We start from the raw sequence: 12,459 nt of genomic DNA on the forward strand, positions 1-12,459 counted from the left end.
GCGGCGCGGGAGGGGTCAGCCCTCGATCTCCTTCGGGAGGTCCTTGTGCAGCTTCCGGGGCCGCTCCAGCGGCGGCTGCTCCGGGAGCCGGTCCCAGGGGACCTGGCCCTTGCGCAGGTCCGTCCTGATCTTCTCGGCGAGCTTCTTCGTGTCGCGGCGGTTCATCATCGCGCCGACGGCGGCGCCGACCATGAACGGAATCAGGTTCGGCAGATCGCGCGCCATGCGCTTCATGATCTGCTGGCGCAGCTCCCGCTTCATCTGGCCGCCCAGCGCCGCATTGATCGTCGTGGGGTGTCGGGCGTCGATGCCGCGCTCCTCCGTCCAGGAGGTGAGGTACGCGGTGCTGCGCTGGGTGAGGCCGCCCGGCGGACGCTGACCGTAGACCTCGTGCAGTTCGGCCACGAGCTTCATCTCGATCGCGGCCACGCCGGTGATCTCCGCGGCCAGCTCGGCGAGCATGGCCGGCGGTACGGGCATCATGGCCGCCGCGCCGATACCGGCGCCGACGGTCGCCGTGCCCTTGCTCGCGCCTGCGACGAGTTTGTCGGCGAGCTCCTCGGGACCGAGTCCCGGGAACTGCCTGCGCAGGGTGGCAAGGTCTCGCACAGGGACGCGGGGAGCCGTTTCGATGATCCGGTCGGCGATATGACCGATCGCCGCCCTGGTGCTCTCCCCGCCCTTGCGGACGCCCCGTTTCACTGATTGCAGACGGCCTGCCCCGGTCACGGGCTCCGTCCTGTCGACCTGCTGCTCGGCCCCATCGGCCGCGTCGACTGCTGGTGCTGCTACTCGTCCCGCTCGTGCCACCTCTGCCGCGATGGCGGCTTCCACTGCTTCGAGCGAGGCCCAGCGGCCCCGCTCGTCGTCAGACTCGCCCGGAGAGGGTGGCAGGGCGGACCGCTCGGCAGGCGCTGCTACGCCTTCCACCGGGCCTGTACCGCCCTGATACGCCTCCGACGACCTCTTACGCCACAAGCGCCGCTTCCGGAACGGTGTGTCGCCTGCCACGGCCGACCGAACCTAGTCGCAGTCGCGGCAGATCGGCTGGCCGTTCTTCTCGCGAGCCAGCTGACTCCGGTGGTGCACGAGGAAGCAGCTCATGCACGTGAACTCATCGGCCTGCTTGGGCAGAACCCTTACAGCGAGCTCTTCGTTGGACAGGTCTGCGCCGGGCAGCTCCAGTCCCTCGGCCGCGTCGAACTCGTCGACGTCGACGGCGGACGCCGTCTTGTCGCTCCGGCGCGCCTTGAGCTCTTCAAGGCTGTCCTGGTCGACGTCGTCGTCGGTCTTGCGTGGGGTGTCGTAATCCGTTGCCATTTGTCGCACTCCCCCTCTGGGTGTCTGCGGTGTCTCAGCGCACGTAACGCGTGAGAGGCCGGACTTGTGCCCGACCCGAGGCGGAGATTTTGCCTCACATCAAGGTCTGTTACTCAATCGACACCCGAGCGGACCTCTCGAGAGCGATCGGCTTGGGTGGCGAAGGGGACCGTACACGGTCCGAACGCCGTGCTTCACGGGCGCCACCCCGTGTACTTCCCGTGATATCGACCCCCGAAAACCCCGACTTTTGCCGGATTTTTGGTGGGAGGCCTGATCACGGAGCGTGGATGGTCCGAAATTCGCTCCTGTGATCGATCACACACGGCTCGTCCGGGCACGGGTCCCGAAAATTCCGCTCAAAGCGAACAGGGCGATCTGTGTGCGAATCGCTCGGACCAGCCTCTCAGACCGGCAGGGTGACGCGCATCACGAGACCACCACCCTCACGGGGCTCCGCGATGATACGGCCGCCGTGAGCGCGCGCCACGGATCGCGCGATCGACAGGCCGAGCCCGACCCCTTTGTCGCTGCCCGTTCGCTCCGTACGGAGCCGTCTGAAGGGCTCGAAGAGGTTGTCGATCTCGTACGCCGGCACCACCGGGCCGGTGTTCGAGACCACCAGCACCGCCTGACCCGGCTGCAGCTCGGTGGTGACCTCCACCCAGCCCGCCTCCGGGACGTTGTAGCGCACGGCGTTCTGCACGAGGTTCAGCGCGATCCGCTCCAGCAGCACACCGTTGCCCTGGACGACGGCGGGCACGATCTCCCCGCGGAACTCCACGCCCTTCTCCTCGGCCTCGCCGCGCGTCTGGTCGAGCGCCCGGGAGGCGACCTCGGCCAGGTCGACCGGCTTGCGCTCGATGATCTGGTTGTCGCTCCGGGCGAGCAGCAGCAGGCCCTCGACCAGCTGCTCGCTGCGCTCGTTGGTGGCCAGCAGGGTCTTGCCGAGCTGCTGGAGCTCCGGCGGCGCCTGCGGGTCGGAGAGATGGACCTCCAGCAGCGTGCGATTGATCGCGAGCGGAGTGCGCAGTTCGTGCGAGGCGTTCCCGACGAACCGCTGCTGGGCGGTGAAGGCCCGTTCCAGCCGGTCGAGCATGTCGTCGAAGGTGTCGGCGAGCTCCTTGAGCTCGTCGTCCGGACCGTCCAGCTCGATGCGCCGGGACAGGTCCGTACCGGCGACCTGGCGGGCGGTCCTGGTGATCCGGCCCAGCGGGGAGAGCACCCGCCCCGCCATGGCGTAGCCGAAGGCGAAGGCGATGACGCTCAGGCCGACGAGGGCCAGCAGCGAGCGGTTCAGGAGCGTGTCGAGCGCCTGCTGCCGCTGATGGTTGACGCACGAGTTCATCGCTGCGTTGACAGCGCTCGGCGACGACCCCTCACCGGACAGGTTGCACACGTCGCTGGACACCTGGCCGCTCACGATCTTGAACGGCAGCTCGCTGCCCACGTGCAGGGCCTGGGCGGCCAGCATGTAGATGATCGACAGCAGCAGGATGCCGGCGATCAGGAACATCCCGCCGTACAGGAGGGTGAGCCGTATCCGGATGGTCGGGCGCAGCCAGGGGTACGGGGGCTCCAGCTGTTTGGGGTCCCAGGTGGGCTTCGGGGGCGCCGTGGGCGGCGCCGGGGCGGCGGACATCGGCCGTCAGATCCGGTAGCCGGAGCCGGGCACGGTGACGATCACCGGCGGCTCTCCGAGTTTGCGGCGCAGCGTCATGACCGTCACGCGAACGACGTTGGTGAACGGGTCGGTGTTCTCGTCCCAGGCCTTCTCCAGCAGCTGCTCGGCCGAGACGACCGCTCCCTCGCTGCGCATGAGCACCTCCAGTACGGCGAACTCCTTCGGCGCGAGCTGGATCTCGTGCTCGTCGCGGAAGACCTCGCGGCGGTTGGGGTCCAGCTTGATGCCGGCGCGCTCCAGGACGGGCGGCAGCGCGACCGTCGTACGGCGCCCGAGGGCCCGTACCCGCGCGGTCAGCTCGCTGAAGGCGAACGGCTTGGGCAGATAGTCGTCGGCGCCGAGCTCCAGACCCTCCACACGGTCGCTGACGTCCCCGGATGCGGTGAGCATGAGCACCCGGGTCGGCATGCCCAGCTCGACGATGCGACGGCAGACGTCGTCGCCGTGCACCAGGGGGAGGTCCCGGTCCAGCACCACCACGTCGTAGTCGTTGACCTCGATGCGCTCCAGGGCGGCCGCACCGTCGTACACGACGTCGACGGCCATGGCCTCCCGGCGCAGTCCGGTGGCCACCGCATCGGCGAGCAGCTGCTCGTCCTCCACGACGAGTACGCGCACGGCGCTGTCCTTCCTTTGAAACTTCAGAACGTCCGATCGAGCGCACGGACCGTGATCCGGGCCGCTCAGCAGCACTGTCTGTGCGGCACCATCCTGCCCGCAACGCGTATAAACCGGCGGTAAGGCGGCGCGGCACGACCTGCGGCTTCCGGGAATTCACCGGATTTCCGGGCCAGTTGAGGTTTCTCTGAGCCCGGGGCTGGGGAGGACGAATTCACACCCGCGATCACGCCATGTATGTGGCACTCCACGGCCGCTCCGTCCCCCGGAGAGTGCGTGATCACCCGCCCTACCGCCCTCGGCGGAGGGAAACCCGGGCACACCCCCGTGCCACCGACCCACGATGAGGGGGCGCACCATGGACGCTTTCACCGCAGGTCTGCTGCAACGAATCAGGACGACTGAGTCCGACCTCACGCGTGCTCGTGAGACGGGCGACGACTTCCTCGCGGACGTCGAGCAGGGCGAACTGGACGACCTGCACCGCCTGGCCGCCGAGCACGGCGTCGAAGTCGGCGCCACGGCCGTCTGAGTCGTCGGCACAGGGCCCCGGCGCCGCTGGCGGCGCCGGGGCCCTGTGCCGTCCGTGAACGTCCGCCACAGCCCGTACCAGGGGCTTTGTCGGCGGCGCCGTCAGTCGTGCCAGGCGCCCAGCTCCTCCAGCAGTGCCTGCAGCGGCTCGAAGACTCCCGGCGAGGCGGCCAGTGTCAGCTCGCCGTCGGCGGTCAGCCCGGGCCGCCCGCCGGTGCGGGCTCCCGCCTCCCGGGCGATCAGGTCGCCGGCCGCGAGGTCCCAGGGATGGAGGCCGCGCTCGTAGTAGCCGTCCAGCCGGCCGGCGGCGACGTCGCAGAGATCGATGGCGGCCGAGCCGCCACGCCGGATGTCGCGCAGCTTCGGGATCAGATGCTGGACAACATCCGCCTGATGCCTGCGGACGTCGGTGACGTAGTTGAAGCCGGTGGAGACCAGCGCCTGATCGAGCGGCGGTGCGGGACGGCTGCGCAGCGCGGCACCCTCCCCGTACGCCCCGCCGTTTGCGTACGCACCGCCGCCGAGGACCGCGAAGTACGTCTCGCCGCGCATCGGGGCCTCCACCACGCCCACGACCCGCTCGCCGTCCCGCTCGGCGGCGATGGAGACGGCCCATGTCGGCAGTCCGTAGAGGTAGTTCACCGTGCCGTCGAGCGGGTCGATGACCCAGCGGATGCCGCTGCTGCCCGCGGAGCTGGAGCCCTCCTCGCCGAGGAAGCCGTCCTGGGGACGGTGCTCGGCGAGGAAGCCGGTGATCAGCTTCTCGGCCGCGATGTCCATCTCGGTGACGACATCGATGGGGCTCGACTTCGTCGCGGCCACACCCAGATCGGCAGGGCGGCCGTCGCGCAGCAGCGCACCGGCGCGCCGGGCGGCCTCCCGTGCGAGGCCGAGCAGTTCGGACAGGACGGGGTCGGTCACAGAGGACACAGGGGTCACAGCGGTACAGCGCTCCTAGGCGTAGGGACTGTCGGCGCCCGCGGCGGCGGGCTTGAGGGCACGCGCCGGGCAGCAGCCGACGGGACAGAGGTCGTGGCTCGGGCCGAGCGCCCCGAGCGCGCACCGGTCCACCGGGCGTCCCTGCTCGGTGGCGGCGCGCTCCAGCACCAGCTCGCGCACGGCCGCGGCGAACCGCGGGTCGGCGCCGACCGTCGCGGACCGGCGGACCGGCAGGCCTAGCTCGGCGGCCTTCGCGGTGGCCTCGGTGTCGAGGTCGTACAGGACTTCCATGTGGTCCGAGACGAAGCCGATGGGGGCCATCACGACCGCGGGCACGCCCTCCCCGTGGAGCGTCTCCAGGTGGTCGCAGATGTCGGGCTCCAGCCACGGGATGTGCGGGGCACCGCTGCGCGACTGGTAGACGAGCCGCCACGGGTGGTCGGTGCCGGTCTCCTCGCGGACCGCGGCGACGATCAGCTGTGCGACGTCGAGATGCTCGGCCACATAGGCGCCACCGTCGCCGTGCGTCTCCTCGGGGCCGGAGGTGTCCGCGGCGGAGGTGGGGATGGAGTGCGTGGTGAAGGCGAGGTGGGCCCCGGCCCTGACGTCCTCGGGAAGATCGGCCAGCGACTTCAGGACGCCGTCCACCATGGGCCGTACGAAGCCGGGGTGGTTGAAGTAGTGCCGGAGCTTGTCGACGCGTGGCACCGGCAGCCCTTCGGCCTCCAGGGCGGCCAGCGACTCGGCGAGGTTCTCGCGGTACTGACGGCATCCGGAGTACGAGGCGTAGGCGCTGGTGGCGAGGACCGCGATACGGCGGTGCCCGTCCGCGACCATCTCGCGCAGGGTGTCGGTGAGGTACGGGGCCCAGTTCCGGTTGCCCCAGTACACCGGCAGATCGAGTCCGTGTTCCGCGAAGTCCTTGCGCAGGGCGTCCAGCAGGGCCCTGTTCTGCGCGTTGATCGGGCTGACGCCGCCGAACAGGAAGTAGTGCTTGCCGACCTCCTTGAGCCGCTCCTCGGGGATGCCGCGGCCGCGCGTCACGTTCGCCAGGAACGGGACCACGTCGTCCGGACCCTCGGGTCCGCCGAAGGAGAGCAGCAGCAGGGCGTCGTAGGGAGCGGGAGCGCACAGATCGGACATGGGAACGATCCTGCCACCCGCCTGTGACAGCGCGTCGACCGACGTCCACCGGCGCGCCCGTCGGGCACCTGCCGCGGTCTCCTGCGCAGTTGGCCGCCCGTAAGCTGTAGCAGCCACCTTCACGCATTACACCCGTGCATGACCTCGCTGTACCGGAGCCCCGCTTGCCCAGTCCCTACCGTGCGATATTCGCCGCCCCCGGCACCAAGGGGTTCTCGGCGGCCGGCTTCTTCGGCCGGATGCCGCTGTCCATGATGGGCATCGGCGTGGTGACCATGGTGTCCCAGATCACCGGCCGATACGGGCTCGCGGGCGCGCTCTCCGCGACGCTGGCCATGTCGGCCGCGGTGCTCGGTCCCCAGGTGTCCCGGCTCGTCGACCGGCACGGGCAGCGGCGCGTCCTGCGTCCGGTCACCCTGGTCGCGATCGCGGCGGTGGCCGGTCTTCTGATCTGTGCACAGCAGCGGCTGCCGGACTGGACGCTGTTCGTCTTCGCCGCGGGCGCCGGCTGCGTCCCCAGCGTGGGTGCGATGACCCGGGCCCGCTGGGCGGAGATCTACCACGGTTCGCCGCAGCAGCTGCACACCGCGTACTCGTGGGAGTCGATCGTCGACGAGGTGTGCTTCATCTTCGGGCCGATCGTCTCGATCGGCCTGTCCACCGCCTGGTTCCCCGAGGCAGGTCCGCTGCTGGCCGCCGGATTCCTGATCGTCGGCGTCTTCTGGCTGACCGCCCAGCGTGCCACGGAGCCGGTGCCGCACCCGCGCGAGCAGCACAGCAGTGGCTCGGCGCTGCGCTCCCGCGGTCTTCAGGTGCTCGTGGCCACCTTCGTGGCGACCGGCGCGATCTTCGGGGCGGTCGATGTGGTGACGGTGGCGTTCGCCGAGGAACACGGCCACAAGGCCGCGGCGAGCCTGGTGCTGGCCGTGTACGCACTGGGGTCCTGTCTGGCCGGAGCCGTCTTCGGGCTGCTGAGCCTCAAGGGAAAACCGGCCACCAGGTGGCTGGTGGGCGTGTGCGCGATGGCCGTGAGTATGATCCCCCTCCAACTGGCCGGGAACCTGCCGTTTCTGGCCGTGGCGCTCTTTGTCGCGGGCCTCGCCATCGCACCGACGATGGTGACCACCATGGCCCTCGTCGAGCAGCACGTACCACGCGCCAAACTGACCGAGGGCATGACCTGGACCGGTACCGGGCTCGCCGTCGGTGTGGCGCTCGGCTCCTCGGCCGCAGGCTGGGTGGTCGACGCGTCCGGGGCTGCGGCGGGGTACGCGGTGCCCGTCGTGGCGGGAGCGCTCGCGGCCGCGGTGGCGTTCCTGGGGTATCGCCGGCTGGCCGAGCCGGTTCCTACGGGGAGGCGCGGGGAAGATGACCGACACCTACGCACGGACGACGACGAGCGCGTGGCGTAACTGGGCGGGCAACGTCACCGCCCGTCCGGCACGGACGGCCTCCCCCGCATCCGTCGACGAGCTGGTGCAGACACTGCGAAGTGCCTCCGAGGACGGTCTGAAGGTGAAGCCGGTCGGCACCGGCCACTCGTTCACCGCGACCGCGGCCACCGACGGACTCCTGATCCGCCCCGACCTGCTCACCGGCATCCGGGAGATCGACCGCAAGGCGATGACGGTGACCGTCGAGGCAGGCACCCCGCTGAAGCGGCTGAACACCGCGCTCGCCCGGGAGGGCCTGTCGCTCACCAACATGGGCGACATCATGGAACAGACGGTCGCCGGGGCCACCTCGACCGGCACCCATGGAACCGGCCGCGACTCGGCGTCCATATCGGCCCAGATCCGCGCCCTGGAACTGGTCACGGCGGACGGCACGGTACTGGCCTGCTCCGAGAAGGAGAACGCCGACATCTTCGCCGTCGCCCGGATCGGGCTCGGCGCCCTGGGCGTCATCACGGCGATCACCTTCGCCGTGGAGCCGGTCTTCCTGCTGACGGCTCGTGAGGAGCCGATGGCCTTCGACCAGGTCACGACCGACTTCGATCAGCTGGTAGCCGAGAACGAACACTTCGAGTTCTACTGGTTCCCGCACACCGGCAACTGCAACACCAAGCGCAACAACCGCAGCGCGGGCCCCGCCGCTCCGCCCGGCAAGGTCAGCGGCTGGATCGAGGACGAGCTCCTCTCCAACGGGATCTTCCAGGTGGCCTGTTCGCTCGGCCGGGCGGTTCCCGCAGCCATCCCGTCGATCGCCAAGCTCTCCAGCCGCGCCCTGTCGGCCCGTACGTACACCGACATCCCGTACAAGGTCTTCACCAGCCCGCGCCGGGTCCGCTTCGTGGAGATGGAGTACGCCCTTCCGCGCGAGGCCGCCGTCGACGCGCTGCGCGAGCTGAAGGCGATGGTCGACCGTTCCCCGCTGCGGATCAGCTTCCCGGTGGAGGTACGCACGGCCCCCGCCGACGACATCGCGCTCTCCACGGCCTCGGGCCGGGAGAGCGCGTACATCGCCGTCCATCTCTACAGGGGCACGCCCTACCAGGCGTACTTCACCGCGGTCGAGCGGATCATGACCGCCCATGGCGGCCGCCCGCACTGGGGCAAGGTCAACACCCGCGATGCCGAGTACCTGGCCGGCGTGTATCCGCGGTTCGGCGAGTTCACCGCCGTACGCGACCGGCTGGACCCCGACCGGCTGTTCGGCAACGACTATCTGCGCCGGGTCCTGGGCGACTGACCACGACGGCAGCCACTCACCGACCGGAGTCCGTGCCGGTCGTGGCGGGGGCCTCCTGCCCCGGGGCGATGCCCGAGCCGGTGGAGTCCGGGGCGACACTGCTGCCGTCGCCGCCGCTCGGCGTCGGGGTGGGCGTGGCGGCCGGTGCCGTCTCGTCGCCACCCGGGCGCGACGGTGTCGGGGTGGGCGTCGGTTCGGTCGTGGGGCGGTCCCCCTGTCCCGCGTCCGGGCTCCGGCTCTGCCCGTCCTGCGGGTCCGTGCCCGGCGTCCCGCCGCTTTCCTGACCCGGCGTCAGCCCCTGACCCGGGTCGCCGCCGACCGAAGGCGCCGGGCCGTCGTGCCTCGGGCCCTGGGCCCCACCGCGCACGACGGAGCCGACGGTCGTTCCCTGACCACCGCTCAGATCGTTGCCGGAGATCAGCTCGTACGTGGTGATGCCGGCCATCGACACCGCGAAGACCGCCACCGCGCCCAGCACGGGCCGCTTCCAGCCGCGGATCCGGGTGCCATGGGTGGTGGACGCGGTGAACTCCTCGTCCGGGTACGCCGGATACGACGCGAGCGGCCGGGTCGCGTCTCCGGCGAGCGGCTCCAGCAGTTGCGTACGGCCCGGATCGACCGTCACCGTGCGGAGCACCGTCGTGGCGTCCACGGATCCGTCCGGCAACCGTCGCCCGCTCCCCGATCCACCCGCCCCGTGCGCCCCCCGGGTGTCCCGCGTCTCCCGCGTATAGACCGTGACTTCACGGATCTGTTCACCCGTACGGCGGAAGAAGTGCTGGAAGACGGAGCCGCCACAGGTGGCGACGACGCTCATCACTCCGGCCCCGAGAATCGTTCCGTACACGCCCAGTTGCGAGGCCGCCACAGCTGCCGCGACCGCTGCCACGGCGCTCCCCGCCACCTGTGGCACGTTCAGATCTATACGCCTTTCCTTGGGTTCTATGTCAGTTTCCGGCTTCTGCACCATTCCCAGCCCTTGATTGACATCTCTCCCACCATGCAACAGGAAGGGACAATTGGGCGAAGTAAATGGTTCCACTTCAGGCGATTCTGTGAAGCAGGACACGCATCATGGGCATATCGCGGCCAAGTGGGTAGCTGAACTCCCGTGCCTGACGAGAACTTCGGCGGCGCGCCGGTCCACCCACATGGCCCGAATGGAGTACTGTGGCGAGCCCTGGGGCCGGACTCCCACGTGGTGTCCGGGATCTTCGGGAGGGGGCCGAAGGAGGCACTCGATCCGGCGGCGCCACGGCATCGCACGGAGGCCTGCTACGCAGGGTGACAGGCAGTCACTCAGCGTCGCACAAGAGGTCACCGTGTCATACCGGCGATCAAGGGCTCACGCTCGACACGCCGGGCAACACGGCAATGTTGTGGCAGGCTGCACCCGGGCAGGCCACACTCGACTAGCGGAAGCAGCGACGCACGTGACGTCGGCAGGCACCACCCGGGAGGTCCCCATGCCCGAACTGCGTGTCGTGGCCGTCTCCAACGACGGCACACGACTGGTGCTCAAGGCTGCGGACAGCACGGAGTACACGCTTCCGATCGACGAGCGGCTGCGCGCCGCCGTGCGCAACGACCGCGCGCGGCTCGGCCAGATCGAGATCGAGGTGGAGAGCCACCTCCGCCCCCGCGACATCCAGGCCCGGATACGAGCCGGTGCCTCCGCGGAGGAGGTTGCTCAGCTCGCCGGAATTCCGGTCGACCGTGTCCGCCGCTTCGAGGGCCCCGTGCTCGCCGAGCGTGCCTTCATGGCGGAGCGGGCCCGGAAGACTCCCGTGCGCCGTCCCGGCGAGAACACCGGCCCCCAGCTCGGCGAGGCGGTGCAGGAGCGACTCCTGCTGCGCGGTGCCGACAAGGAAACCGTCCAGTGGGACTCGTGGCGTCGTGACGACGGCACCTGGGAGGTCCTGCTCGTGTACCGGGTCGCAGGCGAGCCGCACTCGGCGAGCTGGACGTACGACCCGCCGCGCCGGCTGGTGCAGGCCGTGGACGACGAGGCGCGTTCGCTGATCGGCGAGACGGACGACGTCGCCGCGCCGGAGCCGAGCTTCCCGTTCGTCCCGCGGATCGCGCGGCTGCCGCGTGACCGGCCGCTGGACCGTGCCCTCGACCGTCAGATGGAACGGCCCGCTCCGCCACCCCCGCCCGAGCCGGACGACCACGTCGTCAGCGCCTCGGCCAGTGAGCGCGACTCGCTGACCAGCCTGCTGGAGGCGGTGCCGAGCTTCCGTGGCGACATGGTGGTGCCGGAGCGGCCCACGCCGCCCGAGCCACCGACGACCACTCCTGCCGCACAGGAGCCGGAGGTCGACGAGCCGCCGGCTGCGGCGGCTTCCGCAGGGGCCGGTTCCGCCTATGCGGATGTGCTGATGCCGCGAGCGGTGGCCGGCCACCGCGACCGGCTGACCGGCACGACGGACCGCCAGGCAGAGGCGGACGGCGTCCGTCCGGGCCGCCGGGCCGCGGTGCCGAGCTGGGACGAGATCGTCTTCGGCACCCGCCGCAAGAAGCAGGACTGACCGGGGTGACCGTGGCATGACGAGGGCCCGTACGCCGCTGCGTACGGGCCCTCGTGCTCCATCCGACCGGAACCCAATGCCGCAGTTCCGGTTACAAGGGGCGCCGACGCCGCTACTGCGGATCGGGACCCTTGGCGACCGGCCGGGACTCGTCGGCGGACCACTCGGACCAGGAACCCGCATACAGTGCAGCGGGAATCCCGGCGACGGCCAGGGCCAGCACCTCGTGCGCGCCGGAGACGCCGGAGCCGCAGTAGACACCGACCTCCGGCGCGCCGTCCGTGCCGAGCTCCTTGAATCGGGCGGTCAGCACCTCTGCCGGCAGGAACCGCCCGTCGGCGCCGGCGTTCTCGGAGGTCGGGGCCGAGATCGCGCCCGGGATATGACCACCGACCCGGTCGATCGGCTCCACATCGCCTCGGTAGCGCTCCGCGGCCCGGGCGTCGAGCAGCAGGCCGGAGCGGGCCGTTGCCGCGGCGCCGTCGGCGTCCAGCAGGGGCAGCGCCCCCGGCACGGGCCTGAAGTCGCCCTCGGCGGGGGTGGGCGTCTCGGTGGAGAGCTCGCCCTCCCATGCGGCGAGACCGCCGTCCAGTACGCGGACGTCCGGGTGCCCCGTCCAGCGCAGCAACCACCAGGCGCGCGCGGCGGCCCAGCCCTGACCGCCGTCGTAGACCACCACGGGAGTGCCCCGGCTGACGCCTGCGCGGCGCATCGCTGCGCCGAATTCCTCCGGGTCCGGCAGCGGATGACGGCCGCCGCTGCCTGCAGGACCGGCAAGTTCCGCGTCCAGATCGACGAAGACCGCGCCCGGGATGTGCCCGGCCTCGTAGTCGGGGAGGCCGTGCGGACCGCCGAGTTGCCAACGTACGTCCAGGAGCACCGGCGGACGCGGCCCCGCCGATTCGCTCACGCATTCGGATGCGGAGATGATGGGCTTCATGGGTGCCATCCTCGCGCAGGAGGCGTCAAACCCGTAACAGCACCGAAGCGGTCACATCGCAA

At 70.6% G+C, this 12,459-nt stretch carries 12 protein-coding genes; 4 read left to right on the top strand and 8 right to left on the bottom strand.

Annotated features, from left to right (window positions below):
- Positions 1 to 15: 15 nt before the first annotated feature.
- From OG963_RS13150 to OG963_RS13165, 4 genes are all read right to left on the bottom strand, one after another.
- The gene (locus tag OG963_RS13150; protein ID WP_093777252.1) at positions 16 to 1,011 is read right to left on the bottom strand and encodes a hypothetical protein; all 996 of its coding nucleotides are present in this window, start codon (positions 1,009 to 1,011) and stop codon (positions 16 to 18) included.
- 12 nt (positions 1,012 to 1,023) lie between these two features.
- On the bottom strand, positions 1,024 to 1,320 hold the full coding sequence (locus OG963_RS13155; protein WP_003965732.1) for a DUF4193 domain-containing protein: 297 nt from the start codon (positions 1,318 to 1,320) through the stop codon (positions 1,024 to 1,026).
- A gap of 406 nt (positions 1,321 to 1,726) precedes the next feature.
- Positions 1,727 to 2,962, bottom strand: coding sequence for a HAMP domain-containing sensor histidine kinase (locus OG963_RS13160; RefSeq protein ID WP_030927251.1), 1,236 nt, complete (start codon positions 2,960 to 2,962; stop codon positions 1,727 to 1,729).
- Positions 2,963 to 2,968: 6 nt separating this feature from the next.
- Complete coding sequence (locus OG963_RS13165) at positions 2,969 to 3,622, bottom strand: response regulator transcription factor (RefSeq protein ID WP_030927249.1); 654 nt, start codon at positions 3,620 to 3,622, stop codon at positions 2,969 to 2,971.
- A gap of 358 nt (positions 3,623 to 3,980) precedes the next feature.
- Between OG963_RS13165 and OG963_RS13170 the strand changes: the two genes are divergently transcribed.
- Positions 3,981 to 4,154, top strand: coding sequence for a hypothetical protein (locus OG963_RS13170; RefSeq protein WP_176902313.1), 174 nt, complete (start codon positions 3,981 to 3,983; stop codon positions 4,152 to 4,154).
- A 101-nt stretch (positions 4,155 to 4,255) separates the two neighbouring features.
- Here OG963_RS13170 and OG963_RS13175 read toward each other — a convergent pair whose 3' ends face one another.
- Positions 4,256 to 5,074 (bottom strand): inositol monophosphatase family protein, encoded by an 819-nt coding sequence (locus OG963_RS13175; RefSeq protein WP_093777255.1) that lies wholly within the window; start codon positions 5,072 to 5,074, stop codon positions 4,256 to 4,258.
- Between the two features lie 33 nt (positions 5,075 to 5,107).
- The gene (locus OG963_RS13180) at positions 5,108 to 6,235 is read right to left on the bottom strand and encodes a ferrochelatase (RefSeq protein WP_030927245.1); all 1,128 of its coding nucleotides are present in this window, start codon (positions 6,233 to 6,235) and stop codon (positions 5,108 to 5,110) included.
- Positions 6,236 to 6,399: 164 nt separating this feature from the next.
- Here OG963_RS13180 and OG963_RS13185 point away from each other — a divergent pair, with 164 nt between their 5' ends.
- Both OG963_RS13185 and OG963_RS13190 read left to right on the top strand, forming a co-directional pair.
- Positions 6,400 to 7,647 carry an MFS transporter gene (locus OG963_RS13185; RefSeq protein WP_093777257.1) on the top strand — a complete coding sequence of 416 codons (1,248 nt, stop codon included), beginning with the start codon at positions 6,400 to 6,402 and terminating at the stop codon, positions 7,645 to 7,647.
- Positions 7,604 to 8,926, top strand: a complete 1,323-nt coding sequence (locus OG963_RS13190; RefSeq protein ID WP_093777259.1) for a D-arabinono-1,4-lactone oxidase — start codon at positions 7,604 to 7,606, stop codon at positions 8,924 to 8,926. Before OG963_RS13185 ends, OG963_RS13190 begins: the two co-directional genes overlap by 44 nt.
- Positions 8,927 to 8,942: 16 nt before the next feature.
- Here OG963_RS13190 and OG963_RS13195 read toward each other — a convergent pair whose 3' ends face one another.
- Positions 8,943 to 9,896: a hypothetical protein gene (locus OG963_RS13195; RefSeq protein WP_093930899.1), complete on the bottom strand. Its 954-nt coding sequence runs from the start codon at positions 9,894 to 9,896 to the stop codon at positions 8,943 to 8,945.
- Between the two features lie 496 nt (positions 9,897 to 10,392).
- On the opposite strand from OG963_RS13195, the gene sepH reads away from it, so the two are divergent.
- Positions 10,393 to 11,457: a septation protein SepH gene (sepH, locus tag OG963_RS13200; protein WP_093777263.1), complete on the top strand. Its 1,065-nt coding sequence runs from the start codon at positions 10,393 to 10,395 to the stop codon at positions 11,455 to 11,457.
- Positions 11,458 to 11,569: 112 nt separating this feature from the next.
- Here sepH and OG963_RS13205 read toward each other — a convergent pair whose 3' ends face one another.
- Positions 11,570 to 12,397, bottom strand: coding sequence for a sulfurtransferase (locus OG963_RS13205; RefSeq protein WP_371798934.1), 828 nt, complete (start codon positions 12,395 to 12,397; stop codon positions 11,570 to 11,572).
- Positions 12,398 to 12,459 lie beyond the last annotated feature (62 nt).

It is taken from the genome of Streptomyces sp. NBC_01707, assembly GCF_041438805.1.
Taxonomy (GTDB): Bacteria; Actinomycetota; Actinomycetes; order Streptomycetales; family Streptomycetaceae; genus Streptomyces.